25 protein-coding genes and 1 pseudogene are annotated in these 25951 nt (G+C 61.0%); 12 read left to right on the forward strand and 14 right to left on the reverse strand.

Translation table 11 applies throughout. The annotated features are described in order from the left end of the window. From GSQ77_RS24460 to GSQ77_RS24475, 4 genes are all read right to left on the reverse strand, one after another. Nucleotides 1-1138 (reverse strand): efflux RND transporter permease subunit (locus GSQ77_RS24460; RefSeq protein ID WP_174246506.1); only part of this gene is annotated, 1138 nt, incomplete at its 3' end. A gap of 28 nt (nucleotides 1139-1166) precedes the next feature. Beyond that, nucleotides 1167-2351, reverse strand: coding sequence for an efflux RND transporter periplasmic adaptor subunit (locus GSQ77_RS24465; RefSeq protein ID WP_158905657.1), 1185 nt, complete (start codon nucleotides 2349-2351; stop codon nucleotides 1167-1169). A gap of 28 nt (nucleotides 2352-2379) precedes the next feature. Continuing rightward, on the reverse strand, nucleotides 2380-3177 hold the full coding sequence (locus GSQ77_RS24470) for an alpha/beta hydrolase (RefSeq protein ID WP_158905659.1): 798 nt from the start codon (nucleotides 3175-3177) through the stop codon (nucleotides 2380-2382). Between the two features lie 557 nt (nucleotides 3178-3734). Continuing rightward, nucleotides 3735-4643 carry a LysR family transcriptional regulator gene (locus GSQ77_RS24475; RefSeq protein WP_158905661.1) on the reverse strand — a complete coding sequence of 303 codons (909 nt, stop codon included), beginning with the start codon at nucleotides 4641-4643 and terminating at the stop codon, nucleotides 3735-3737. Between the two features lie 385 nt (nucleotides 4644-5028). On the opposite strand from GSQ77_RS24475, the gene GSQ77_RS24480 reads away from it, so the two are divergent. From GSQ77_RS24480 to GSQ77_RS24495, 4 genes and pseudogenes are all read left to right on the forward strand, one after another. Further along, a complete protein-coding gene (locus GSQ77_RS24480) occupies nucleotides 5029-6249 on the forward strand; it encodes an MFS transporter (protein WP_158905663.1) in 1221 nt (406 codons plus the stop codon). Nucleotides 6250-6359: 110 nt separating this feature from the next. After that, complete coding sequence (locus GSQ77_RS24485) at nucleotides 6360-7472, forward strand: alkene reductase (protein WP_158905665.1); 1113 nt, start codon at nucleotides 6360-6362, stop codon at nucleotides 7470-7472. A 94-nt stretch (nucleotides 7473-7566) separates the two neighbouring features. Continuing rightward, a pseudogene (locus GSQ77_RS24490) lies at nucleotides 7567-7683 on the forward strand (oxidoreductase); the annotation flags it as partial. A 121-nt stretch (nucleotides 7684-7804) separates the two neighbouring features. Then, the gene (locus tag GSQ77_RS24495) at nucleotides 7805-8827 is read left to right on the forward strand and encodes a methyl-accepting chemotaxis protein (RefSeq protein WP_158905667.1); all 1023 of its coding nucleotides are present in this window, start codon (nucleotides 7805-7807) and stop codon (nucleotides 8825-8827) included. A gap of 74 nt (nucleotides 8828-8901) precedes the next feature. On the opposite strand, the gene GSQ77_RS24500 is transcribed toward GSQ77_RS24495, so the two are convergent. Beyond that, complete coding sequence (locus GSQ77_RS24500) at nucleotides 8902-9498, reverse strand: TetR/AcrR family transcriptional regulator (protein ID WP_158905669.1); 597 nt, start codon at nucleotides 9496-9498, stop codon at nucleotides 8902-8904. 179 nt (nucleotides 9499-9677) lie between these two features. On the opposite strand from GSQ77_RS24500, the gene GSQ77_RS24505 reads away from it, so the two are divergent. Together GSQ77_RS24505 and GSQ77_RS24510 are read left to right on the forward strand one after the other, a co-directional pair. Further along, complete coding sequence (locus tag GSQ77_RS24505; protein WP_158905671.1) at nucleotides 9678-9953, forward strand: hypothetical protein; 276 nt, start codon at nucleotides 9678-9680, stop codon at nucleotides 9951-9953. After that, nucleotides 9953-10144, forward strand: coding sequence for a hypothetical protein (locus tag GSQ77_RS24510; RefSeq protein WP_158905673.1), 192 nt, complete (start codon nucleotides 9953-9955; stop codon nucleotides 10142-10144). The genes GSQ77_RS24505 and GSQ77_RS24510 overlap by 1 nt, the downstream gene beginning before the upstream one ends. 13 nt (nucleotides 10145-10157) lie before the next feature. Here the strand turns inward: GSQ77_RS24510 and GSQ77_RS24515 are convergent, their stop codons facing one another. From GSQ77_RS24515 to GSQ77_RS24550, 8 genes are all read right to left on the reverse strand, one after another. Next, complete coding sequence (locus GSQ77_RS24515) at nucleotides 10158-10514, reverse strand: RidA family protein (RefSeq protein ID WP_158905675.1); 357 nt, start codon at nucleotides 10512-10514, stop codon at nucleotides 10158-10160. 147 nt (nucleotides 10515-10661) lie between these two features. Continuing rightward, entirely contained in the window at nucleotides 10662-12098 is a 1437-nt protein-coding gene (locus tag GSQ77_RS24520) for an NAD(P)/FAD-dependent oxidoreductase (protein WP_158905677.1), read from the reverse strand. Next, nucleotides 12095-12403, reverse strand: coding sequence for a (2Fe-2S)-binding protein (locus tag GSQ77_RS24525; protein WP_158905679.1), 309 nt, complete (start codon nucleotides 12401-12403; stop codon nucleotides 12095-12097). The genes GSQ77_RS24520 and GSQ77_RS24525 overlap by 4 nt, the downstream gene beginning before the upstream one ends. After that, on the reverse strand, nucleotides 12381-13496 hold the full coding sequence (locus GSQ77_RS24530) for an FAD-binding oxidoreductase (RefSeq protein ID WP_158905681.1): 1116 nt from the start codon (nucleotides 13494-13496) through the stop codon (nucleotides 12381-12383). Before GSQ77_RS24530 ends, GSQ77_RS24525 begins: the two co-directional genes overlap by 23 nt. Next, nucleotides 13497-14309, reverse strand: a complete 813-nt coding sequence (locus GSQ77_RS24535; protein ID WP_158905683.1) for an ABC transporter permease — start codon at nucleotides 14307-14309, stop codon at nucleotides 13497-13499. A gap of 5 nt (nucleotides 14310-14314) precedes the next feature. Continuing rightward, nucleotides 14315-15181: an ABC transporter permease gene (locus tag GSQ77_RS24540; protein ID WP_158905685.1), complete on the reverse strand. Its 867-nt coding sequence runs from the start codon at nucleotides 15179-15181 to the stop codon at nucleotides 14315-14317. Next, entirely contained in the window at nucleotides 15178-16230 is a 1053-nt protein-coding gene (locus GSQ77_RS24545; RefSeq protein WP_158905687.1) for an ABC transporter ATP-binding protein, read from the reverse strand. The genes GSQ77_RS24540 and GSQ77_RS24545 overlap by 4 nt, the downstream gene beginning before the upstream one ends. Before the next feature lie 55 nt (nucleotides 16231-16285). Beyond that, nucleotides 16286-17353 (reverse strand): ABC transporter substrate-binding protein, encoded by a 1068-nt coding sequence (locus GSQ77_RS24550; protein ID WP_158905689.1) that lies wholly within the window; start codon nucleotides 17351-17353, stop codon nucleotides 16286-16288. A gap of 179 nt (nucleotides 17354-17532) precedes the next feature. Here GSQ77_RS24550 and GSQ77_RS24555 point away from each other — a divergent pair, with 179 nt between their 5' ends. Further along, the gene (locus GSQ77_RS24555; RefSeq protein ID WP_158905691.1) at nucleotides 17533-18441 is read left to right on the forward strand and encodes a LysR substrate-binding domain-containing protein; all 909 of its coding nucleotides are present in this window, start codon (nucleotides 17533-17535) and stop codon (nucleotides 18439-18441) included. An 82-nt stretch (nucleotides 18442-18523) separates the two neighbouring features. Here the strand turns inward: GSQ77_RS24555 and GSQ77_RS24560 are convergent, their stop codons facing one another. Further along, the gene (locus tag GSQ77_RS24560) at nucleotides 18524-19162 is read right to left on the reverse strand and encodes a glutathione S-transferase family protein (protein WP_158905693.1); all 639 of its coding nucleotides are present in this window, start codon (nucleotides 19160-19162) and stop codon (nucleotides 18524-18526) included. Nucleotides 19163-19667: 505 nt separating this feature from the next. Here GSQ77_RS24560 and GSQ77_RS24565 point away from each other — a divergent pair. From GSQ77_RS24565 to ssuD, 5 genes are all read left to right on the forward strand, one after another. Then, nucleotides 19668-21188: an MFS transporter gene (locus tag GSQ77_RS24565; RefSeq protein WP_254067766.1), complete on the forward strand. Its 1521-nt coding sequence runs from the start codon at nucleotides 19668-19670 to the stop codon at nucleotides 21186-21188. Between the two features lie 102 nt (nucleotides 21189-21290). Beyond that, nucleotides 21291-22040, forward strand: coding sequence for an SDR family NAD(P)-dependent oxidoreductase (locus GSQ77_RS24570; RefSeq protein ID WP_158906563.1), 750 nt, complete (start codon nucleotides 21291-21293; stop codon nucleotides 22038-22040). 140 nt (nucleotides 22041-22180) lie between these two features. Next, nucleotides 22181-23509, forward strand: coding sequence for an LLM class flavin-dependent oxidoreductase (locus tag GSQ77_RS24575; protein ID WP_158905697.1), 1329 nt, complete (start codon nucleotides 22181-22183; stop codon nucleotides 23507-23509). A gap of 280 nt (nucleotides 23510-23789) precedes the next feature. Continuing rightward, entirely contained in the window at nucleotides 23790-24779 is a 990-nt protein-coding gene (locus GSQ77_RS24580) for a sulfonate ABC transporter substrate-binding protein (protein ID WP_158905699.1), read from the forward strand. Then, the gene (gene ssuD, locus GSQ77_RS24585) at nucleotides 24779-25951 is read left to right on the forward strand and encodes an FMNH2-dependent alkanesulfonate monooxygenase (RefSeq protein WP_158905701.1); all 1173 of its coding nucleotides are present in this window, start codon (nucleotides 24779-24781) and stop codon (nucleotides 25949-25951) included. The genes GSQ77_RS24580 and ssuD overlap by 1 nt, the downstream gene beginning before the upstream one ends.

Genomic DNA, 25951 nt, shown 5'->3' on the forward strand with positions numbered 1-25951 from the left:
CGATCGAGACCGGCACCGCCAGCAACGGGATCAACGAAGCACGCCAGGTCTGCAAGAAGATGATCACTACAACCACGACCAGCGCAATTGCTTCGATCAAGGTGTGCACCACCGCTTCAATACTGGAGCGCACGAACTGCGTCGGGTCGTACACGATGCTGTAGTCGACGCCCGGCGGCATATCGGCCTTCAATTCCTTCATGGTCTGGCGCACATCGCTGGAAATCTGCAATGAGTTGGCGCCTGGCTGCTGATTGATAATGATGGCCACTGCGCGCTTATTGCTGAGCAAGGATCTCAATCCATATTCGGACGCTCCAAGCTCCACGCGCGCAACGTCGCCCAAGCGCGTTACAGCGCCATCGGGTCCCGTCTTCAACACGATGTCGGCGAATTCGGACTCGGTCTGCAAACGCCCTTGCGTATTGATGTTCAGTTGAATCGGTACGTTGGGGCTCATCGGTGATTCACCGATCACCCCTGCGGCCACCTGCACGTTCTGCTCGCGAATCGCATTCGTGATATCGGTCGCGGTCATGTTGTGTTCGGCGACTTTGCGCGGGTCGAGCCAGACGCGCATCGAATAATCGCCCGAACCCCAGAGCTGGGCTTCACCGACGCCCTGGATGCGCTCGATTCGCTCCTTGACGTTGATCAGCGCGTAGTTGCGCAGATAAGTCATGTCATAGCGGTTGTCCGGCGAGATCAGGTGGACCACCATCGTGAGCGTCGGCGACGACTTGATCGTCGTCACACCCAGCAACTGCACGTCCTGCGGCAAACGCGGCAACGCTTGCGAGACACGGTTTTGCACCAGTTCCTGCGCTTTGTCCGGATCGACGCCCAGGCGGAACGTCACCGTCAAGGTCATGTTGCCGTCGCTGTTGGCTTGCGACTGCATATACAACATGCCTTCCACACCGTTGATCTGTTCCTCCAGCGGCGAGGCCACCGTTTCGGCGATCACCTTGGGGTTGGCGCCCGGGTACTGTGCGTGCACGATCACCGAGGGCGGCACCACTTCCGGATACTCGGAAATCGGCAACTGGAACAGCGAGATGATGCCGGCCAGCAGAATCAAGACCGATAGCACGCCGGCAAAAATCGGCCGGTCGATAAAAAACTTTGAAATATTCATGAGAGTCTCGCTTTAACGCCTGAATCGATCACGCGCCCTGTGCCGCTGAGTTTTCACCCGACATCGGCACCGGATTGGCCTTCACTTCGCTGCCCGGGCGTACCCGCTGCAAGCCGCTCACTACGATCTTCTCGCCAGGTTGCAAACCGGCCGTGATCACGCGCATACCGTCGAACATGTCGCCCAAAGTCACCTCGCGATAGCGCGCATGATTCTGCGCGTCGATCACCAGCACGAATTTCTTCGCCTGATCGGTGCCCACCGCACGGTCATCGATCAACACAGCCGGATGCGGTGCACCACCGCCAACCTCGACGCGCGCGTACAGCCCCGGCACGAGCGCACCGTCGGTGTTCTCGAACGTGGCGCGCACGCGTATCGTTCCCGAGCTGGTGTTGAGCACGTTGTCGACCGAGGAGATCTTGCCCTGGCGCGAGTAACCGGTCTCGTTGGCCAGCCCCAGGCGCACTGGCACTGCCGTTTTGTTGTCGTGGCTCAAATACTTCAGATAGGTTTGTTCGTCGACATCGAACGCTGCGTACATCGGCGACACCGATACCAGCGTGGTCAGCGGGGGCGAACTGATGCCGGGGGCGACCACGTTGCCCACCGTCATTTCGGCTCGCGACATACGTCCCGATACTGGTGCATTGATGCGCGTGTAGCCCAGGTTGACCTGCGCGTTCTCCAAGGCCGCCTCGGCCGCTTTTACGTTGGCTAACGCTGCGAGCGCATCGTTGGACTTCTGATCGAAGTCGCGCTTGGCGATCGCGTTGTCGGTAATCAGCTTTTGGGCACGCGCGAAATCGGTGGTGGCGAAACTGGCGCGCGCCTTGGCGGCCGCCACTTGTGCCGCGGCCTGATCGGCGGCGGCGACATAAGGGCGTGGGTCGATCAGGAACAGTGGATCGCCCTTCTTCACCAACGCGCCGTCCTTGAAGTACACCGCCATGATGGTGCCGGGCACGAGCGGGCGGATATCCACGTGGTCAACCGCTTGCAGGCGACCCGAATAGCTTTGCCAATCGGTGATGTTCTTGGAGACGACAGTGGCCACGTCGACCTCGGGCGCCGGCGGTGGCGCGTCGGCAGCGTGCGCGGTATCGAACCCAAACCCGTCCCCGCCGTCATGCAGCGCGACCAACGAACCGGCCCCGGCCACGATCAGGATAGCCGCGAGCGCGACATAAATTTGTTTGCGTTTCAATAGCATGTCGGTATTCCTCTTGGAGATTTATTGTCTAGTGGGTTGGGGAGCCGGCCAGCCATCGCCGAAAAAACACGGCGACTTCGTCCAGTGCCGGTCGATGCGTGGCCAACGCCTGATGCGATACATCGCGGTAGCGGGTAATTTGGGTGGGCACGCCTGCAGCGATCAAAGCCGCGGCGTATTGTTCCGCTTCGACATGCAGGATGTCGTGCTCGGCACTGGCGATCAGGCTGGGCGGCAGGCCGGCCAAGCGGCGCGATTCGATCGGCGCCGAATACGGGTGCATGCGCTGCGCGAGAGTCGGCAGATAGGCGCTATACCACCGCGCGCAATCGCTGAGCGTGACATCGGAATCGAGCTTACAAGCGTCGCCCAGACGCGTCATGCTGGGGTCGAGCAGGGGAGCAAGCAGCGCTTGACTCGAGAACGCGAATTCACCGCGATCGCGAGACATGAGCGCCAGGCAGGCTGCGAGATTGCCACCCGCGTCGTCGCCGGTTACAGCGATGTGGCACGGCGATGCGCGATGTCCGGGGCTCTGGAAAAGCGCCCATTTTGCGGCCAGATAGCCGTCTTCCAGCGCCGCCGGGAACGGGAAATCGGGCGCCAGAGAATAGCCGACCGAAACAACCCGCGCCTCAGTGTGCTCGGCCAGATATCGGGCCGCGGCATCGGCGTCGTTTACGCTGCCCGTGACAAAACCACCGCCATGAAAGTACAGCACGATCGGTGTGGTCGCGGCCGCCCGCACAGGGCGGTAGACGCGTAATGGGATCCGCTGCGCATAGCCGGCGATCCAGATGTCTTCTATGTCGAGCTTGGCGGCCATGATCGGTGTGCTTTGAAGGGCTCGTGTGGGTTCAGCGCGCTGTTGGTGCGATAGGGCGTGGGAGATATCGGATGCGCGCCATTGCAAGGTGCGGCTTCGGCCGAGCGTCTACTACGGTAGGAGCGAATCACAGTAAGGCGTTAGTAAATCTTTGTTAATTAAACGGGCCCAGAAGACAACGCCCCAACTCGGCATCGCACGCGCTTTTCCAACGGCAGGGGGGAGCGTCGCCAGGCCAACGCCCGACTGATAGCTGGGCGGGAGGGCGAAGCGCTGTATGGGAGGTTAGCTAGCTTGTCGAGGCGGGCATCGCTCGACCAGGCGCGGTTGCATTGCTCGACTGGCCTGGAAGTAGGAACGTTTAAGCATGGCCGAATAATACGGTCGTCCATATTAAAAAGTCAAGATCGACGCACTGGCAGGAAGCTCGGCGTAAAAAAGGGAGGGGCGGCGGCGGTTGCGGTGTTTCGGCGGTAGTCGCCGCGGTACTCGCGGTAATAATGTGCGCTACTGGGGTTACTCGAGCAGTAATCGCACGCTACCGGCGCTAAAGCCGATCAGTTTTCCTCGGTTTCCGGCGTATTTTTGGGAAACAGATGCTCCACTAGAAAGTCCACGAATACCCGGACCTTGGGAGATAGATACCGGCTGGATGGCCATACGGCGCGGAACCAACCGGTGTGAACGATAAAGTCATCAAGCACCCGCACGAGCGTGCCTTCCGCGATCTGTTGTCGTATCGCGAAATCAGGGACGCAGGTAATGCCTAGCCCAAGCTCAGCCAAATGGATTAGCGGTTCCAAGGTACTTGCGGCCACCGTCGTCGGCAAATCGAGGTCCACCGACGTATCCGCCGTTAGCGGCCAGCGCTCGAGCTTGCCGATCGTCGGAAATTTGTGCCGCAAACACGCATGCTTTTTCAAGTCTTCGGGCGTAAGCGGGATTCCCGCACGCGCGAAGTAGTCGGGAGACCCCACCAGCGTATGGCTGAACTTCCCGAGCGTGCGCGCCATTAGCCGCGAATCGCTGACTTCGCCGGTGCGCACCACCACGTCGAAGCCGTCGTCGATCACATTGACCATGCGGTCCGTGAAATCCAGATCGAGTTCGACGTCAGGATACGCCGCGATAAACCGGCTCAGGGTCGGCATCAACAGCATGCCCACCAGCGGCAGGCTCACCCGCAAGGTGCCGCTGGGCGCGCGCTTGATTTGCGCCAATTCCAGCTCGGCCGTTTCGATCTCGGCGAAGATCCGCCGGCAACTCTCGAGAAACAACGCACCTTCCTGCGTGAGCGCGATGCTGCGCGTGCTGCGATGAAACAGACGCACGGCGAGCCGCTCTTCGAGGCGCGCGATCGCCTTGCCGATCGCCGAGGAGGAAACGCCAAGTTGGCGCCCCGCTTCGGTAAAGCTGCGCGCTTCAGCCGCGCGCACGAATACATTGAGCGCCCCTACGTTATCCATAGCTCGTTCCCGAATCCATAGCTCGTCGCCGAAGATATCGGACTCCACCGTCCGATATGTTTGGAACTATAGACTATTTATTCTTGGCGTATCAACTTCTATAGTCAGGGCGTTGACGGGGCTGTGACCCAAGGCCGTGACCCAAGGCTGTGACCCAAGGCCGTGACCCAAGGCCGTGACCCAAGGCCGTGACCCAAGGCCGTGACCCAGGACTGTGACCCAGGACTGTGACCCAGGACTGTGACCCAGGACTGTAACCCGGGCTGCAACCCAGGCAGGACTCCATATCGGCCTGAACTTCGCCTCGTCTTATTCGGCATTTATCAGACACTTATTTGTCGTTGAGGTGCGATCGTCAAACCCGATCGTTTAACAGGAATGTGCAATGAAATCGACTAGCTCTCCTCTCACTTCGAATGCGCCGCTGTACTGGCTCGCATTGGGTACCTTCGCGGTCGGCACCGAAGGCTTCATGATCGCCGGTTTGCTGCCGGGCATGGCCGCCGACCTCTCAGTCAGCGTTGCCGCGGCGGGGCAACTCGTCACGGTGTTCGCGTTTGCTTACGCGATCAGCTCGCCATTGCTGACTACGGCCACCGCCAGCATCAATCGCCGCAAGCTGATGATCATGGCGATGGCCTTATTCTCGCTGGCCAATATGATTGCGTGGTCGGCGCACGGATACTGGTCGCTGATGGGCGCGCGCATCTTGCTCGCGTTCGCCGCCGGCGTGTACGTGCCTGGGGCCAATGCGCTGGCAGGTGCGTCGGCTGCGCCCGAGCGGCGCGGCGCGGCGCTGGCCATCGTCAACGGCGGGATCAGCATCGCCATCGTGTTCGGAGTCCCCTTGGGTGCGCTGGTCGGTGAACACCTGGGGTGGCGCATGACCTTTGCCGGTGTGGCCGCGCTGGCCGCGGTGGCGACGGTAGGCTTGCTGGTCGGCTTGCCGCGCAGCATCGGCGAGGGTATCCCGACCGCCAGCCTGCGCGAGCGCATGAGCACCGCCGGCAAACCGGTGATTCTGCTGACCTTGCTGGTCACTACCCTGTGGGCTACGGGTGGATACACCATCTACACGTATCTCGCGCTGTTCATGGCCAGCGCTACGCACATCCACGGCGGGCAGATCGGCATCGTGCTGTTCATGTGGGGCGTGGCCGCAGCCATCGGCGTGACGATAGGCGGCAAGGCGATTGACCGGATCGGCTTTCGCGCGGTGATCGTGCCGTGTCTGGTAGTCACGATCGCGGCGTTCCTGAGCCTGTCTTCGAGCGCGCACTTCCTGTCCAAGTCACTTGCATTGGTGCCCATCTTGATTGCCGTCGCGGCATGGGGCAGCGCGCACTGGGCATTCTATCCGGGGCAGCAAGCGGGGCTGATCCATACAGCGGGCCTGAAAGCTGCGTCCATCGTGCTCTCCCTGAACGCTTCGTTTATGTATCTCGGGTTTTCGCTTGGCGCAGCACTCGGCTCGCTGACTTTGACGTACAGCTCGCCGGCCGATCTGGGCTGGGTTGCGGCAGCGTGTGAAGTCGCGGCGTTGTCGCTGACCTTGATGTTGGGCCGGCGTGCAACGGCGAATAGCACGGTAGCGGTGGGAGCTTGATCCCTTGATCTGCAACAACCCGACAACAACGACAGCAACACACGACGCAAATACGAGCGGACGCGTTAAAGCGTATCCGGAAAGAAGCACACCACTTTATGAGGTAATCAATGTCTGCATTGTTTTCACCCCTGAAAATCGGCCGGTACTCGCTGTCACACCGCGTGGTGCATGCGCCGATGACGCGCCTGCGCTCCGACGCGGACGATACCCCGAGTGAAATGATGACTGAGTATTATAGCCAGCGCGCATCGGAAGGCGGTTTGATCATCACCGAGTCGTCGCATGTATTGCGCAGCGGTCGTGGCTATCTGGGCGGTCCCGGCATCTATGAAGATCGGCACATCGACGGATGGCGCAGGATCGCTGACGCGGTGCATGCCAAGGGCGCTCGCGTGTTCATGCAACTGGTGCACGACGGGCGTCAGTCTCATGTCGATATGACCGGTGGCACGGCGCCGGCAGCGCCCTCGGAAGTGTCGTTCGAAGGGCTCGCGCTGACCCATAACGGCTGGGTGCCGGTTTCGATGCATCGGGCAATCGATATCGATGAAATCCAGGACATCGTCGCGGCGTTTCGCAAGGGCGCCGAGCGTGCCTTGGCGACCGGCGTTGACGGCGTCGAGCTGCATTCCGCCAACGGTTATCTGGTCGATACCTTCCTCCAGGACGGGACCAACAAACGCACCGACGCCTATGGCGGCTCGATCGAAAAGCGCGCGCGATTCATGCTCGAACTGACCGAGGCACTCGTATCCGTGTGGGGCGCTGATCGCGTCGGCGTACGGATATCTCCGAGCGGGAAGTGGGGGTCGATCTCCGACTCGAACCCGGAAGCCACATTTAGCTATGTGGCCGAGAAGTTGAATGAGTTCGGTTTGGCCTATCTGCACATCATCGAACCTCGCGTGATGGGTGTCGAAACGCTGCACGAAAATCAGGCGCCGGTCGCCTCGGTTTTTCTGCGCAAGATATTCAAAGGGCCTATCATCGCCGCAGGCGGGTTCGACCGCGATGGTGCCGAAGCCATCATCAAAAAGGGCGATGCCGATTTAGTCGCGTTCGGCCGTTTTTTTGCTTCGAATCCGGATTTGCCCGAGCGCCTGCAACGCAAGCTCCCGCTTGCGAGCTATGACCGTTCGGCGTTCTGGGGAGGCACCGAAATCGGTTATATCGACTACCCGTCCTACGAGCAGCAGAACGCCACATTGCTTGCAGTTTGATATTTTTATCGCGATGTAGACGTTAGGCATACTAATTTTAACGCTGCCACCAGCCTGGAATAAATGCTCCCGATGTGTGACGCATGGGCACAGCGGCGTCGACTGGGTCGCCGTCGGCCTGATTACGGAAGCACGACAAGCCGAAGAAATCATCGCCAGCGGCCGTGCAGATCTAGTCGAGATTGCGCGCGCGATGCTTTACGATCCGCGCTGAACACGCGTCGCGTGAGGTGAGTGAGGTAAAGACATTTTTATATTTTCGTATTTTGGCTGTCGTAATTTTCTGCTAGCGTGACGACATCTAAACCACGAGGATGCCCTCGCCCCACTTCATGACTAACGTATCCGAAATTGTTCAACTAACCAAGGAAGTCCATCGCATCGCTCGAGGCAAGGTGGCAGACATTAACGAAATCAACCGCGAATCGACCTTCCTCGCGCTCAATGCGCTGATCGAAGCCGCGCACGCCGGCGATGCCGGTCGAGGTTTCGCGGTGGTTGCCGCCCAGATCAAAACCGTTTCAAGCCGAATCGGCCAATTAACGGAGGAGCTGAATAGCGAGCTGGTTGCCCTGGGCGATCGAATGATACGTCAGCTTGAACACCAGGACTCGCAGCGTCTGACTGATCTCTCGCTGAACATGATCGATATCGTCGACCGCAATCTCTACGAGCGTTCGTGCGATGTGCGCTGGTGGGCGACCGATTCGGCCGTCGTCGATTGCGCCGGCGAGCCATCGCCGGAGACTGCCGCGCACGCGGCCAACCGGCTCGCGATCATCCTCGCAAACTACACGGTCTATCTCGATCTATGGGTCATCGGTCTGGACGGGCAGGTGCTGGCCAACGGCCAACCCGGGCGCTACGACGTCGCTGGCAAGCAGAACGTCAAGACGCAAGCTTGGTTCAACGCCGCGATCAACACGGGCTCGGGAGCGGAATACGCAACGGGCGAAGTCGAGAGGTTCGCCGCGCTCGGCGATTCGGAAGTCGCGACCTATGCGACCGCCATTCGCGAAAATGGGCTGCAAGACGGACGCCCGATTGGTGTCCTCGCCGTGTTTTTCGACTGGGCGCCGCAGGCATTGTCCGTGGTGAAGAGCGTGCGTCTTTCGGAGGAGGAATGGTCGCGCACGCGCTGCATGCTTGTCGATGCGCGTTTTCGCGTGCTCGCGAGTTCCGACGACAAAGGCGCTCTTGAGGACACCATTGCGCTACGCACCGGCGATCAGAAAGTCGGCCACTATCGGCTTGACGACGGCACCGTCATTGCATTCGCTCGAACGCCGGGCTACGAGACTTATCAGGGAATGGGCTGGTATGGCGTGATCGAGCGCACGATGCCGCGGCCTTGATTCGTTGCGAAGTTCAGCGAGAGGCTAGGTGAGACTTGACGAGCGGTTTGAATCTGTTCGAGGGGCGAGGCGCTTTAGTTCAGCACAGGCTGGCGCAAGACCATCGAGAAAAGCAGGCTCTTGAAGCCCTCGATGGGGGCCGCGTCACGCTGCGTTTTCGCTAGGAGAATCGCGCCCTGCATAGACGTCATGATGAATCGCGCGACTTTGTCGCAATCGGTGCTCGACGGCAGTTCACCGCGTTGCACCGCAGCTTGGAGGCAGTACGCGATGCATCTTTGCACCTCGGCAAATATTTCGACGAGGCGCAGCCGTATCGCTTCACTATGGTCGCTCGCTTCGACGGCGAAGTTGCCGAACAAACAGCCGTTTTTCGTATTGTTGAGGCTGATTTGCTCGATATTGGAGTCGAGGTACTGGCGTAGACGTTCGAGCGGGGAAAGTGCATCGTTGCACAGCGTCACGTGCATCAATTCGCAGATTTTGGCGAAATGGATCTCGATGATCTCGAGGCCAAACGCTTCCTTCGAGGCGAAGTGGTTCGTGAACGACCCCTGCGGCACGCCTGCCGCTTGGACGATATCTCGCACGCTCGAACCGCCGAAGCCATGTTCATGAACGACCCGCAGGCCTTCGGTGAGTATCTTTGCGCGGTGGGAGGGTCTAGGCATGGTGTCCTTAATATACGTTCGTCCGTATTGGATTGTCAAGACGGGGCATTGAGGGGGCGGATCATCAACGCGGGCCCGTCAGTGCTCGCGCCCCGTAAAGACGAGTTGCAAAAGTCTTGACTGCGAGCGGCTATGGGCTAATATGTACATATCATGTGCATGTACATAGGAGCAAGATTATGGCAGCCGCTACCGAAAGGATAGTCGTGCAGGTTACACCGGTGCAAAAACAGGCCATCGCGCATACGGCCAAGCGTCTGGGCATGAATGTGAGCGAGTTGATGCGCCAGGCTGCACAGGGGTTTATCCCGTCGGAAGACGAGCAGGATCTTAACGCATTGATCGAACGCGTCAATGCCTCTTCGAAAGAGGCCAATGACGCACTCGACGACGCACTGTCATTCGTGTCGGAATCGAACCGGCGCATCGCGACGCTGACCGAGGGCAGCCGGTAATGGGCGTCACAGACAAAGTGTGGGACGCGCTCACGACCGTCATCAAGATGAACGATAAGGTCGTTTCGCTAGCCGGCACTGTGAAGGAGCAGCAAGCCAAGATCGAGGGCTTGACCGAGCGTGTGATCAGGCTCGAAGCCACCCTCGAATTGATGATGCGCGCCGGTGAAGTAAAAAAACTCAAGGGTTAGCGCTGAGGACCAACTAAAGCGCTGCGGCGGTCACCGAAATTTCGACCAGCAAGTCCGATTGCGCGAGCTTGGACTCCACGGTCGCGCGAGTTGGCGCGCAGTCGGGCGCAACCCAGGCATCCCACACGGCGTTCATGCTGGCGAAGTCGGCGTCAATGTCCTTGAGCCAGATCTGGGCGGTCAGCAGACGCGTTTTATCGATGCCGGCATCGGCCAAAAACCCGTCGATCTTGGCGAGCACTTGACGGGTCTGGCCCGCTGCGTCTTCGGTACGATCGGTCGCAGTCTGGCCGCCGATAAAGACCATGCCGTTGTACACCACCACTCGGCTCATGCGGGTGCTTGGGTGGATTCGTTTGATATCGCTCATGGTATTTCCAAGTAAAAAAACTACAGCAAAAAAATAAGGCGAGAGAGAGTCAGTCGAACTGATAGCTGCGGGAGCATGGCCCCGTAACTCGACTCAATTCGACTCGACTCGAGCGTGACTCGACCCGAATCACGAGCGCGTCCTGCGCTATTTCGGAAACTCGGCGCGCGGCAGTACCGATCCATCAGGCGACGGTACGGCAATGGCCAATTCGCCCAAAGTAACTGGCTTGATCGGCGGCCGGATTCGATAATAGCCGACCTCAGGCACGGATTTGCCTTGGCTATCGGCCAGCAATTCCGCAACCGTTGTGCCGCAAAAGCGCCCTTGGCAGGGCCCCATACCGCAGCGCGAAAACGACTTGGTCTGGTTCGGTCCGACACACCCCAGCTTGGCCATCGCTCGGATTTCACCGGCCGTCACTTCCTCGCAGCGACACACGATCGTGTCGTCGTCGGCGGGCCGCCGGAAACCATCAGCCGGCCGATAAAGTGTATCAAGGAACGGCCGGATCGCATTGTGTCTGGCCAGCTCCGTGCGCAACGGGGAGGCGGTTGAATCGCGTGTTGCGGCATCGAGCTTACCGATGCGGTGTGCCGCCTGCAGGGCGGCCAGCCGGCCCGACGGCTCGGCCGCCAACGCCCCGGCGATGCCCCCGCCATCGCCCGCCACGAAAATATCCGCAACGCTGGTTTCCCCCCAACTGTCCAGTCGCGGACGCCAGCACAATTGCGCGTCGTCCCACACGTGATCGACGCCGATCGAGCGCGTGATCTGCGTATTCGGAATCACACCTTGATGCAGCAAGACCAGCGCAGTCTCGATGCGATTGACCTGCCCAGCCACGGTGTATTCGATCGCTGCAACTTGTTGCTCGCCGAGTATCCTAAGCGCCTCGACATGCTTGATATGCGTCACGCCCGCGCGTCGAATCGCGCGCAGCAACTGCCACCCTTTGGCCAGATACGAAGGCGAGCGCAACGCACCGCCCACATGGCCCAATGCCGTTCGATAGCTGCCGCGCTCGGCCGTGTCGAGAATCGCACGGATGCCCACGCCGGCCCGAATCAATTGCCATGCGAACAGGTACAGCAGCGGGCCGCAACCGGCCAACACCATGGGCGCCTGCGGCACCATCGCGGACGCCTTCAAAAGCGTTTGCGCCGCGCCCACGCCCATCACGCCGGGCAAGGTCCAGCCCGGTACCGGGAACGGGCGCTCCTGTGCGCCGCCAGCCAGCACGATGGCACGCGCGGCGATTTGCAGCGTACCGCCTCCGGCGTCCTGGCGTGTCACGCTGACGCGTTTGTCCTGGCTGATCTGCCAGGCGAGCGTCTGCGGCCAATACGCGACGCTGCTGCGTTCGAAATCCTCGACCAACGCCCGACCGCGTAGATAATCGGCGCCGAGCACGCTCGGATCGGCCAAGGGCGAATGGCTGACGCTGCGATAAATCTGGCCGCCCGGATAAGCGTTCTCGTCGAGCACCAGCGTATCCAAGCCATGGCGTTGCGCTTCAAGGCCGGCCGCAATGCCAGCCGGGCCGGCACCGATCACCAACAAATCCAAATGCTTCACCGTCATGCGATGCTCCTTGCTCCGTGCATGCGGCGCACGCGCATGCCGTCCTGCACGGGCGTCATGCAGCCTTGCCGATTGGGCACGCCATCGATTTCCACCAGGCAGTCGAAGCACACCCCCATCATGCAGAACGGCGCGCGCTCGGCACCGCTCACTACCGTAGTGCGGCAAGCAAGCGGGCCGTTGGCCAGTAGCGCCGCAGCTACGTTCAGGCCACGCGGAACCTGATAGGGCAAGCCGTCGATAAAAACACGCACGGTGCCGTTGGCCGCGCGCGGCAGCGTCTTAAACAGCGAATCGTTTTGCATAGAACGAGTCCAGAAGAGTAGGGCGATCTGCGCCGAGTATCCACGGCGCGATGGTTTCGCAATGAGCGGCGGCGAGCGTCACGCCGCTGTGACACGTAGCCAGGAACGCGCCGGGATACGCGGTCGATTCCTCATAGATCGGCAGGCCGTCTGGCGTCATCACGCGCAATGCGCCCCAGGCGCGCACCAGGCGCACGTTCTTGAGAATCGGAAATGGCGCGATGGCACGGCGCGCGATATCGCCGAGCACGTCCGGCGTGACGTTATCGTCGAAGCCCACGTCTTCGGCCGAGTCGCCCACCATGACCGAGCCTTCGACGGTTTGACGCACGTAAATGGTCGGATAAGCGAGGAAGGGCTGGACCCGCTCGGTCACCAGAATCTGTCCGCGCAAGGGCTTGACGGGTGCCGACAGTCCGACCATGGGGGCGAGCGTTCGATTGCCCAGGCCAGCCGCCAATACCACGCGACCGGCGTTCAGCGTGCTGTCGCCCACCGTCAAACGGAACGCCCCGCCGCTCGGGGTAATGTCGCTCACCCTCGCGTTGGGCGCATACTCGCCGCCGGCCTGTTCGTAAGCGGCAAACAAGGCGCGCAGCGTATAGAGCGGATTGACGTGCCCATCGTTGGGCGAATAAATGGCGCCCGCGACATCGGGGCCGATGGCAGGCAAGCGCTCGGCCAAGGCATTCCGATCCAGCACTTCATACTTCAAGCGCGGCTCCGCCTCGAACAAACCCTGCATCATGGCCGCTTTGGTCGCGAGCTCGCCGGGCTGCATGGCGATGTTGAAACCGCCGGGGCGCTCGAATGCGACCGATACGCCCGTGCGGGCTTCCAGATCGTCGGAGAAATCCTGCCAGGTATCGGCCGAATGCAATGACCAGCGCGCGTAGTTCGTACATTTCGTGCCCTTGCCCTGCACCCACACCAGACCGAAATTGCCACGCGCCGCGCGCAGCGAATTGTCTTCGCCATCGCAAACGATCACTTTCTGGCCACGCTTGGCGAGCCCGAAGGCGATCGCCATGCCGACCAAGCCGCCACCTACCACGGCGACATCGTAGTCGGACGTATCGAAGTTCTTCTGCATTTAATGGTTTCCTACCAACACTTTGTTAAGTCCGTAGATGCGGTCCAGCACCAGCATGGCCACCAGGGTTAGCGCGATAATCGCCGTGGACACGGCGGCCACCATCGGATCCACCGTTTCAGCCATGCTCATGTAGATGCGCACCGGTAGCGTAATGGTGGCCGGCGCCGCCACGAAAATAGTGGCGGTCAATTCATCGAAGCTATTGATGAAGGCCAGCACCCAGCCGCCGACAAAGCCCGGCACGATCATCGGCAAGGTGATGCGGCGAAAGGTGGTCCAGCGTCCCGCGCCCAGCGAGCGTGCCGCATGTTCCGCCTCGTCCGCTTGGCCCGCCTGATCCGCGAATCCGGCCATGATGAGGCGCAAGGCATACGGAAATATCAGCAACGCATGGCATGCCACGAGGCTTGCGAACGAGCCACCCATATCGATCAGCGTGAATAACCTCAGGAACGCGATGCCCAGCACCACGGGGGGAATCATCAACGGCGAAAGCAGGAACGCGTTGATGGCGTCGCGGCCTGGAAAACGGTAGCGCGCCAGGCCCATTGCTGCGGGCAGCGCGAGCGCCGAACTCAGCGTCGCCGAGCACACGCCGAGCAAGAGGCTGGTCTTGAACGCCGAGGTGAAATCGTCGTCGCCCCAGAGCGAGATGAACCAGCGCAGCGAAAAATGCCGCGTCGGAATCGACAGGAAATCGTTGGGCGTGAAGGCAACCAGGCACACCACGACCAGCGGCGCCAGGATGAATCCCATGAACAGCAGGTGGAAGAGCAGGGCGACTGCGCCGTTGCGATCGTTATTTTTCATCTTGATCACCCCAGGCGCCGCGTAAAGCGTCTTTCCACCGCGCGGTTATAGCCGACGATAATCACGACGTTGATCAACAGCAGCACCATCGCGATCGCGGCGCCTAGCGGCCAATTGAGTGTGCCGAGGAATTCGTCGTACGCGGTGGTGGCCACCACTTTCAGGCGTCGCCCGCCGATCAGCGCCGGCGTGGCGAACGCGCTCGCGGTCAACGCGAACACGATCAGGCTGCCCGAGAGTATGCCGGGCGTGATTTGCGGCAGCACCACGCGCCACATCACCTTGAAGCGTCCGGCGCCCAGCGAGCGCGCGGCCTGGCTCACTGCGGGGTCGAGCCGCGTAAGCGAAGTCCATACCGACAGCACCATCAACGGCACGAGCACATGCACCATCGCGATCGTCACGGCGCCGAACGTAAATATCATCTGCAGCGGATGATCGACGATGCCAAGCTTGAGCAACAGCGTGTTGATCAAGCCTTCGCGCCCGAGCAGGATAGACCAGCCCAGCGTGCGGACCACCACCGAGATCAGTAGGGGGCCCAGCACCATCACCAGGCACAGCGAGCGCCAGGGATCGCGCATGCGAAACAGGAAATACGCTTCGGGCACGCCGATCAGCACGCACAGTATCGTCACCAGCAGCGACAGCACAAACGTGCGCAGGAAAATCGTGTAGTAGTACGGGTCGCTGAGCACGGCGGCGTAGTTACGCAGGGAGCGGCTATCGAGGATCCCGCCCAGATTCGCGTCGAACCCATGCAGGCTGAGCACGAACGTCAGCACCAGCGGCACCGCCAGCAGCAGGCCGAAAAAAAGCGTGGCCGGAGCGGTCAGCGACCAGCCGGCAGCGTTGGTGCGCGCGGTGCTCATGCGTCCTCCCGCACTGGGCGCAGCGCGTCGTCGGCCCAGTCGAGGCCCACCGCATCGCCCTCGGCAACGGCTTCGCGTCCGTCATTGGCGAGCAACACGCGCAGTGGGCCCAGGCCGGTGTCGACATTGAGCACCCAGTGGTCGCCATGGAAGGTGCGCTGTCCGACGCGGCCACACACGTGGCCCGTGCCCGCAGCGGTGAGGCGAATGCGCTCGGGCCGCAGTGAGAATATGGCGGCACCGGCGGTGGCCATCGCGGCCGGCAACGCGAAACACGTGCCATTGGCACTTAGCACAGGGCCGCCTGCGCGTAGTTCAATTTGGCCCTCGACGAGGTTGGTCTGGCCGATGAAATGTGCCGCGAACGCTTGTTGCGGATCCTCATAGACGGCATGCGGTGTATCGATGCGTACGACGCCGCCACGGTTGAGCAACACCACGCGATCGCTGATGGCCAGCGCTTCGGCCTGATCGTGCGTGACCATCAAGGTGGTAGTGCCGACTTTGCGCTGGATCGCGCGCAGCTCGTCTTGCATCTCCTCGCGCAACTTGGCGTCCAGGTTCGATAGCGGTTCGTCGAGCAGCAACAACGGCGGTGCGATCACCAGCGCGCGCGCCAGTGCCACACGCTGACGCTGGCCGCCCGACAATTCGCGCGGATACCGCTTGGCATGCGGACCCAGGTGCACCAGCTCAAGCGCCTCGCGCACACGCCGTTCGCGCTCGCCGCTATCGACGCGGCGCATGTCCAGGCCGAACGCGATGTTCTGCGTGACTGTCATGTGCGGAAACAGCGCGTAGCTTTGAAACACAATACCCAGCCCACGTTTCTCCGGCGGAATCGGTGTGAGGTCGCGGCCCTCGAGCAGGATGCGGCCGTGGCTAGGCTCGACAAACCCGGCGATCATTTGCAATGTCGTCGTCTTGCCGCACCCCGATGGACCGAGCAAGGAAACGAACTCGCCTTGCTCGATCGACAAATCGATCGAGTCCACCGCGGTGGTATCGCCGAACCGCTTGCACAGATTTTCCAGGCGTAGATAGGTCATAGTGCCAGTGCCATAGCGCGTGCGTAGAGTGTTACCGCCGAAGTTGCTCGGGGTGCTACTGCTCGATCTCGCGGTTCCAGCGCTGCGTCCAGTCCGCGCGCTTCGGGTTCACCACATCCCAGTCCACGCGGATGAGCTTGCCGATCACGTCCGGGCCCGGCACACGAGCTGCCACCTCAGGCGACAACTGGGTCTTGCGATTGGCTGGGGCCACGCCCTGGCTGTCGGCCAGCAGCGCTTGCACGGGCGGCGACAACACGTATTGCACGAACTTCTGGGCGAGCGCCTCGTTAGCCGACTTGTCGACTACGCACACACCCATGCCCAGTGCCACGGCGCCTTCTTTCGGATAGACGAATTCGACCGGAATGCCTTGTTGGCGCAGCGCCTGGACGCGGCCGTTGCCCCAAACCGCCAGCGCGATTTCATCGTCCTGGAACAGTTCGGCAATCTTGCCCGGCGACGGGTCGAACGACAGCACATTCGGCGCGATCGACTTTTCCATGACCTTGAAGCCCGGGTCGATGTTCGTGTCGCTGCCGCCGTTGATTTGCGCTTCGACCAGCAACGCGTGCAGGCCGTAGGTGTTCTTGATGCTAGGCATCACCATGCGCCCTTTGTACTTCGGGTCGGACAGATCTTTCCACGAGGTGGGCGGCGCCCAGCCTTTGGCTTTGAACAGGCGCGTGTTATAGGCGATGCCGGTGGCGATCAGCCCGACTGCCACGGCGTTATCGCTCTTGAAGCGGGCGATGTCGTAGAGATCCTTATAGACCGGTGCATCGGCCAGCTTGCCGCAGAAACCCAATTGAATGGCCTGATACATCGGACCGTCGTCGAGGAAGGCCACGTCCATGCCGGCCTTGCCCTTTTGCGCTTGCAGCTTGGCGAGCGTGGTGGTGGAGTCGCCGGGCACGACCACGACTTTTGCGCCGCCATTGGCTTGCGAGAATGCGGGAATCACATCCTTCCTCAGCATCTGCTCGAACGAACCGCCATAGGCGCCGACGTAGAGCGTGGGCTCATCGGCGCTGGCCGCGCTCAGCGACAGGACCATCGCAGCGGCGGCCAGACCGAGCTTGCGTAGCGTGGGGAGCAACACCGTAGTGGGCAATACCGTCATCGTGATCTCCTTGTCGAGCAGTGTTATGAGTCGAAAACAGAAATTATTCACGTCAATGCGGCGCATTATTGGTATGAGACGCAGGCTAATGAGCAGGATCGCTTTCACAAAAAAGCAAGTCAAATCAGATTTTTTGGGTCGTCTATACGCAAACGTTATGGCTGGGTAAGATACCGTTTATGAAGATTCGACAACTTGAGGCGTTTCGCGCGCTGATACTGCGCCAGACCGTGACCCGCGCTGCTCAGATGCTGCACGTTTCGCAGCCGGCCGTCACGCGTTTGATCAACGACCTGGAAAGCAGCGTAGGGTTTGCCCTATTCGAGCGTGCCAACGGCCGCTTGCATCCGACGCCGGAAGGGCTGGTGTTGTTCGAGGAGGTGGAACGATCGTTCGCCGGTATGGACCGCATCGCTCAGACAGCTGAGCAGATCAAGTCGCTTCAACGCGGGTCGCTGCATATCGCGGGGGCGCCGGCCATCGCGCTGGAGTTTCTGCCGCAGACGCTGACCGGCTTTATGCGCGAGCACCCCGGCATCAACAGCGCGCTGGTCATCCACAGTTCCAGCATCGTGATGGACCTGATCGTAGGGCGGCGTTGTGATGTGGGCTTTATCGCGCATCCGTTGACGCACCCGGCGGTGCAGATCGAACTCGTACACAGCGCGTCGATGAAATGCATCCTGCCGCTGGGTCATCGCCTCGCCGAGCGCTCGACGATTACGCCGGAAGACCTGCGCGGCGAGTCGTTCATTTCATTTCCGAAGGAGTTCGATGTGCGCGTCAGCGTCGACAGGCTGTGCGCCGAGCGGCGCATCGATCGGGTCATGACGTCGGAGTCGCAACTGTCGCACGCAATATGCGTGCTCGTGCAGCACGGCGCGGGCATCGCGCTGATCGATCCGGTTACCGCCCACTATGCGGCTGGGCGAGTTCTGGTCAAACCGTTTGCGCCGGCCATCAGCTCGCAGTTCGCCGTCGTGCTGTCGAACCAGCACCCGCCGTCGCAACTCGCCCATGCGTTTGTCGCATACGCGAAGGCGCGCATGGCTGAGATGTTTCCGGCAGACGATGGCGCGGCGGCGTGACCGAATCCAAGCGCGCCTGATTGAGCGCGAGCATGAGCCCAAGCCCAAGCCCAAGCACGAACGCGAGCCGGTTCGCCGCGCTTTATGCGACCGCGCTTTTGAACGCGGGCCGTTCGGTGATTTTGCTATGCCAAGCCAGCAAGGACGGTAGCACGGGCGGCTGCGCAAGCACCTGCGGGTAGCCGTCGGCCAACCCTTTCCAGCGGTGTACGGCGAGGCCCACTGCGATATCCGCGACCGTGAGGTTCGGCCCCGTCAGATAGGCTTGCCTGGACAGCAGCTCATCGACGAACGTCAGCAGCCGTGACGCCTCCTGGTGAGCCTTCTTGATGGCCTCGTAATTGCGCTGCGGCTCCGGGGTCCGGGTCAAGCCGAGGAAGGTCACGCGCAATGTCGTCCATAGGGTCGCCAATTGCCAGTCCATCCAGCGTTCGCAGTCGGCGCGGCCTTTCGGATCGGCTGGCAGCAAGATGCCGTCGCCACGGGTAGAGGCGATATAGCGAACGATGGCGTTGGATTCCCAGAGAACGAAATCGTCTTCAATCAGCGCAGGCACCAGACCATTGAAATTGAGCTTCAGATATTCGGGCGTGTTGTTGACGCCGAAGTCAAGGCCCGCGTCGATACGTTCATAGTCGCGGCCTTCAATCAAATCGAGTTCGGCTAGGCACCATGTGACTTTCTGGACATTGATCGAACTGCGTCTGCCGTATATTTTCATGGGTGTTTTACGAGTGCTTAAGGAGTGTTTTGACGGGGGTAATGGATATTTATTAATCGGTAAAGCGGATTTAACACGAGGGACTCAACACAGCCGATTTAAAGCGGCGGATCCAGTCCGGTGGTTTTGGCACCACGGGATCAGCGCCGAATTTGGCGTCGCGCTGCAGCTATTGTCATTTTGCGAGATTATAACGTTCGGATATAGTACTAGCCGCGAAAATAATGCCTTGCGGGCCACCCGATAGCCTTGCGGCGTCGGGAACATGCCATATCGTCATGCCGGAATCGGTTTTTGCCGCCATGGCTAGCTAAGCGGTTATTTGCACACAACGATTTAATGGTTTGGCTTTGTGTCCCGGCATCCGTATCATCCACCGTTGACCAATTTACCTCGCGCATCAATGTCCAATACATTTCCTCCTCCGCCCGGCGAACCCCTGCCGCTCGAATCCCTCTCGCTCGACGAATCTTCTGGGCAAGAGGCAGGAACGCAAGAGTCAGGAGTGCAGGAGCCAGAAAATCAGGACGCCGCCAACGAGCCGATTGTCATACGCCTGGCGCAAGATGTCTCCAGACTGGTGGACCGGGGTGCCGCGATTGGCGGCAATGCCAGGATCGTGATTGCGATCGCGTTGGGTGGCGTGTTCCTCGATGCTTACGACCTGACCTCGCTCGCCTACGGAATCAAGGATATCGCTCGGCAGTTTTCGCTCACGCCGGTGCAAACCGGTTTGGTGTCGTCGGCCATCGCGTTTGGCGCCGTGATCGGCGCCTTGTTCGGCGGATACCTGACCGATAAGATCGGCCGCTATCGCGTCTTTATGGCCGACATGCTGTTTTTCGTGGTTGCGGCCATTGCGGCCGGCCTGGCGCCCAACGCCTGGGTGCTCGGCGGGGCGCGTTTCATGATGGGTTTTGGCGTGGGGCTGGACCTCCCGGTGGCGATGGCGTTTCTCGCCGAATTCTCGCGTCGCAGCGGCAAGGGCAACAAGGCTGCCAGTGTCGCAGCATGGTGCCCTGCCTGGTATGCCGCGACCAGTGGCTGCTATCTGCTGATCCTTGGGCTTTATGCGGTCTTGCCAGCCGCGGATCTGAGCTGGCTTTGGCGTGTCACGCTGGCGTTCGGCGCCGTACCTGCCTTGCTCATCATTGCGGTGCGTAGCCGCTATATCAGCGAATCGCCGGTGTGGGCGGCAAATCAAGGCGATCTCGATGGCGCGGCGCGCATCCTCAAGCGATCGTACGGGCTCGACGTCGTGGTGGAGCGCAACACCGATACCGATATCTACGGCAGGTCGGTCGGCATACCGCACAAAGCCTCGTTGCGCAGTTTCAAGGCCTTGTTCAGTACGACCTACCGCAGTCGGACCATCCTCGCGCTGGTGCTGGGTTGTGCCTCGTCGTTCGGCTATAACGCGATCGTGTTCGGCTTGCCGGTCATACTCAGCAGTTTTCTGCAGCAGGGTCCGTTGACGACGATCGTCGCGGCGCTGGTGCTGAATCTCGCGTTTGCGTTTATCGGCGGGCTGATCGGCGTTCGCACGGCACCGACCATAGGTGCATGGAAAATGACCACGCTGGGCGTGTCGCTGCAATTCGTCGCCCTGGTCGGTCTTGCACTGATCGGCCGGCCGAGTGGCACGGCGCTGATCGTCGGAGCGCTGTTGCTGCTTGCGCTCTATTTGTTTGCACAAGGCTTCGGCCCCGGTTCGCATACGATGACTTATGCGACGCTGAGCTATCCGACCTCGCTGCGCGGCGTTGGTGTAGGCTTCAACCAGACACTGGTGCGCGCCTCGTCGACCGTCTCGTTGTTCTTGTTTCCGGTGCTTGCGGCGGCGCTGGGTACTAAAGTGTTCTGGGTAATCGCGGCGGCGCCGTTGATCTCGTTGACGGCGTTGCTGCTGTTGCGATGGGAGCCTTCGGGATACGATATCGATGCGGAAGACTACGCGCCCACCGGTGCGCCGATTGCGTCGCCGCGCGCGCTGGGCAGTCGGCAGGGCCCGCTTCCCACGAACTGAGCAGCGAATTGACCAGCGACCCGCAAGCACGGACTAAGCACGAACCGAAGGGCCGGCGCGCGGCGCTCCATGCATGCTAGGACAACGACGGGGATGACGACGATGACGACCGAACTCAACACACAAGCACGTGAAGTGGCCTGGATAGCGGGCGTCGGCGCCAGCGCCGGCCTGGGCGCCGCATTGGCGCGCCGCTTTGCCGAAGGGGGTTTTCGGGTCGCGGTAACTGGACGCAGCCCTGAGCGGCTCGCGGCCATCGTCGAGGAAATTCGCGCGGCGGGGGGCGAGGCGCTTGCATTGCCGGGCGACGTTAGCGATGAGCACGCCGTTGCGGCATTGGCCTTGCGCATTGCCGAACTCGGCGTGCTGCGCGTGGGGATATTCAATGCGGCAAGCGGCACCCGCGCGCCAACGCTGGAGCTGAGCGCCGACCAATTCGAACAAGCGTGGCGCACCAGTACGCTGGGCGGATTCGTGTTCGGCAAACAGGTGCTGGTTTCCCTATTGGCGAATGGCGGCGGCACCTTGCTGTTCACCGGCGCGACGGCGTCGCTGCGCGGCCGTCCGCCGTTCGCAGCGTTTGCGGCTGCCAAGGCCGCGCTGCGCTCGCTGAGCCAGAGCTTCGCGCGCGAGTTCGGGCCGCAAGGTGTGCATGTCGCGCACGTGATCATCGACGGCGGCATCGACGGCGAGCGGCTACGCTTAGCATCCCCGCAACGGGTCGCCGAACGCGGCGCTGACGGCTTGCTGGACCCCGCGGCCATCGCCGAAGCTTATTGGCAAGTGCATAAGCAACCGCGCAGCGCGTGGTCGCAGGAGATCGATCTGCGGCCCTATAACGAAACGTTCTGAATGGCGGTTTCCTTCACGTCCGTAATACTCTTGTGCTTGAGCGGATAACGATTCCGAATCGATTCTGGTTACTCTGCTCGTCGGCGGAAATTGGCGTATCGTGAGTTTTGTTCAACACGACCGCCATCGAGCACAACGCCATGACTAAAGCACGCCAACTGCGCCTCGGCGCCTTCATGCGCCCCGTCAGTCTGCATACTGGCGCGTGGCGCTACCCGGGCGCCTACCCGGACGCCAACTTCAACTTCGCGCACCTGAAGCGCTTTGCGCAGACGCTCGAACGCGGCCGGTTCGACGCCTTCTTCATGGCCGACCACCTCGCCGTACTCAACATGCCGGTCGACGCGCTGAAGCGCAGCCACACGGTGACGTCTTTCGAGCCGCTGACATTATTGTCGGCGCTGGCCGCCGTCACGGAACACCTGGGATTGATCGGCACCGGCTCCACCACGTTCGAGGAGCCGTATCACCTGGCACGTCGGTTTGCCTCGCTCGATCACATCAGTGGCGGGCGTGCAGGTTGGAATTTGGTGACCACGTCAAATCCCGACGCTGCATTGAATTTCGGCTTGGACGAGCACGTCGAGCATGGCGAGCGCTATCACCGCGGCCGCGAGTTCTTCGACGTGGTCACCGGCCTCTGGGATAGTTGGTCGGACGATGCCTTCGTGCGCAATGTCGAAACCGGGATCTTTGTCGACCCAGAGAAAATGCACGTACTTGGGCACAAGGGCGAACATCTGTCGGTGCGTGGACCGCTGAACATCGCGCGACCGGTTCAAGGCTGGCCCCTCGTCGTGCAGGCGGGATCATCCGAAGCGGGGCGGCAGCTCGCAGCGGAAACAGCGGATGCCGTATTCACCATGCAGCGCACGCTGGCTGACGGTCAACGTTTTTATGCCGATGTGAAAGGTCGGATGGAGGCGGTGGGCCGTCACCGAGACCACCTCAAGATTTTGCCGGGCGCGTTCGTCGTGGTGGGCGACACGCTGGAAGAAGCGCGGGAAAAGCGCGCGCTGCTCGACAGCTTCGTGCACTACGACAGCGGCATCGCGTCGCTATCGATCGCGCTGGGGCATGACGTTTCGAGCTTCGATCCCGATGGTCCGCTACCTGACATTCCAGAGACCAATGACAGCAAGAGCACGCGACAACGCATGCTCGATATGGCGCGAGAGGAGAATTTGACGATCCGCCAACTGGCCCAGCGCGTGGGCGGGTTCTCGGGCTTCCAGTTGGTCGGGACGCCTGCGACGATAGCCGACGAGATGCAAGCATGGTTGGTGGGCGAGGCGTGCGACGGGTTTAACGTCATGTTTCCGTATCTGCCTGGCGGCCTCGACGATTTCGTCGACAAGGTCGTGCCGGAGCTGCAGCGTCGCGGGATATTCCGGCGCGAATACGAAGGCGCCACGCTGCGCGAGAACCTCGGACTACCACGGCCGGAAAATCGTTTCTTCAAAGCATGACCTCGGAGCGTAACGGCTAGGCATGAAGCGGACGGGCCCGGGTGTCGCATCGCGGGCTCGGTAGCTGCTGCTCGAACGCGCGCATTGCGCATGGAACCGCACGTTAGGCACGGAACCGAACGCCTTATATAAAAATCGCCTTAGCATTCCTGAAACAATCCGTTCCCTTCTCTTGCGACGATCGTTAGTCTTCCAATGAGTTATTTCTCTCGCTGACTACCTGTGGGCATAGTCACAGGTAAAGCTCGGCGCGCCCCAAAATAAATCGTTGGAGTTACATATGTCGAAGCAAAGAGCGCCGCGCGCGTTGGGCGGCTGGATCCGTGCATTGCTTGCAGTGAGCGCGGTCATGCTGTTGGGCACCGCAACGTCGTCGGCCTTGGCCGACGTGAACACCCACGAGATTCGCATCGGCTACCAAAAAGCTGCGAGCGATTTGGTGCTGTTGAAGGCGCACGGTACCCTGGAGAAGCGCCTGAGTGCGCAAGGCGTTACGGTCAAGTGGATCGAATTTCCGGCCGGCCCGCAACTGCTGGAAGGTCTGAATGTCGGTTCGATCGATTTCGGCTACGTGGGCGAGGCGCCCCCCGTGTTCGCTCTGGCCGGCGGCACCGATTTCGTCTATACGGCTTATGAAGTTCCGACCCCGCAAGCCGAAGGCATACTTGTCCCGCAGGATTCGCCCATCCATACGATCGCCGACCTCAAGGGCAAGAAAATTGCCTTCAACAAGGGCTCCGACGTGAACTGGTTGGTAGTCAGCGTGCTCAAGAAAGCCGGCCTTAACTATACCGACATCCAACCCATTTACCTGGCGCCGGCCGACGCACGTGCCGCATTCCAGAAGGGCGCGGTCGACGCATGGGCCATCTGGGATCCGTTCCAGGCTGCGGCGCAGCAGCAAACGGGAGCCCGGCAACTGGCCAACGGCGTTGGCGTGGTGAACCACTATCAATATTTTCTGACGGCCCGCGCCTACGCACAAAAGCAACCCGAGGTGCTTAAGACTGTCATCGCCGAGGTCGGGCGCGAAGGTCAGGACATCCGCGCCGACTACAAGAAAGCCGCGGCCGAGCTTGCACCGATTCAAGGGCTCTCGCCGGACATCATCGAAACGAGCCTGCAACACTATGCACACGTTTTCAAACCGATCGACGCGACCGCGCTCAACGATCAGCAGAAAATTGCCGATGCGTTTTACGATCTCAAGCTGATTCCGACGAAACTGAATGTGCATGACGCCGTGTTGAACAAGGTCGGAGTACAGTAATGAATGTCTTTTGGTTTATCCCCACGCATGGCGACAGCCGCTATCTGGGTACAGCGCAAGGCGGCCGCCGGGTCAGCTACGACTACTTGAAGCAAGTGGCAGTGGCGGCCGATACTTTGGGGTACGACGGTGTGCTGCTACCGACCGGGCGCTCGTGCGAAGACGCATGGGTTACGGCGTCCAGCTTGATCGGCGTCACCCAGCGGCTCAAGTTTCTGGTCGCCGTGCGTCCGGGGCTCACGGCACCGAGTCTTGCGGCCCGCATGGCTGCAACGTTCGACCGGTTGTCCGGTGGCCGTTTGTTGGTCAATGTGGTCACAGGCGGCGATCCTGTCGAATTGGATGGCGATGGGCTGTTCGAAACGCACACCGAGCGTTATGAAATTACCGACGAATTCCTTCGAATTTGGCGCGGTGTGCTGGCGGCATCGCACGATAGCGAAGACCTCAGCTTTACGGGCGATCACCTCACGGTGAAAGGCGCCAAAGTGCTCTACCCGCCTGTGCAGAAGCCGTATCCGCCGCTTTACTTCGGTGGTTCGTCGCCGGCTGCCCATGATCTGGCGGCTGAGCAGGTCGACGTCTATCTCACCTGGGGCGAGCCGCCTGCGGCGGTCGCGGAAAAAATTGCGGACATGCGGCGCCGTGCCGCCGAACGCGGACGCACCCTGCGCTTCGGGATCCGCTTGCATGTGATCGTGCGCGAAACCGAGCCCCTTGCATGGCAAGCCGCCGACGATTTGCTCAGCAAACTCGATGTCGACACGATCAAGGCCGCGCAAACCAAATTCGCCAAGATGGATTCGGAAGGGCAACGCCGCATGAGTGCGCTGCATGGCGGGGACACGTCGAAGTCTCGGGCCAAGCTTGAGGTCAGTCCCAATCTGTGGGCCGGCGTTGGTCTGGTGCGCGGCGGTGCGGGTACCGCGCTGGTCGGCGATGGTGCGACAGTGGCGGCTCGCATGAAGGAATACGCCGACCTCGGTATCGACACGTTCATCCTCTCCGGTTATCCGCATCTGGAAGAGTCGTATCGGGTGGCCGAGCTGGTGTTTCCGCATTTGCCGCGGCCTCAGCAGGAAAGCTTGCCGGGCTTTTCGCTGTCCGGCCCCTTTGGGGAAATCGTGGCCAATCACATCGTCCCTTCGGCTGCGGCCGCGTCGGCCGGCTGA

The organism is Burkholderia sp. L27(2015), from assembly GCF_009765705.1.
Taxonomy (GTDB): Bacteria; Pseudomonadota; Gammaproteobacteria; order Burkholderiales; family Burkholderiaceae; genus LMUX01.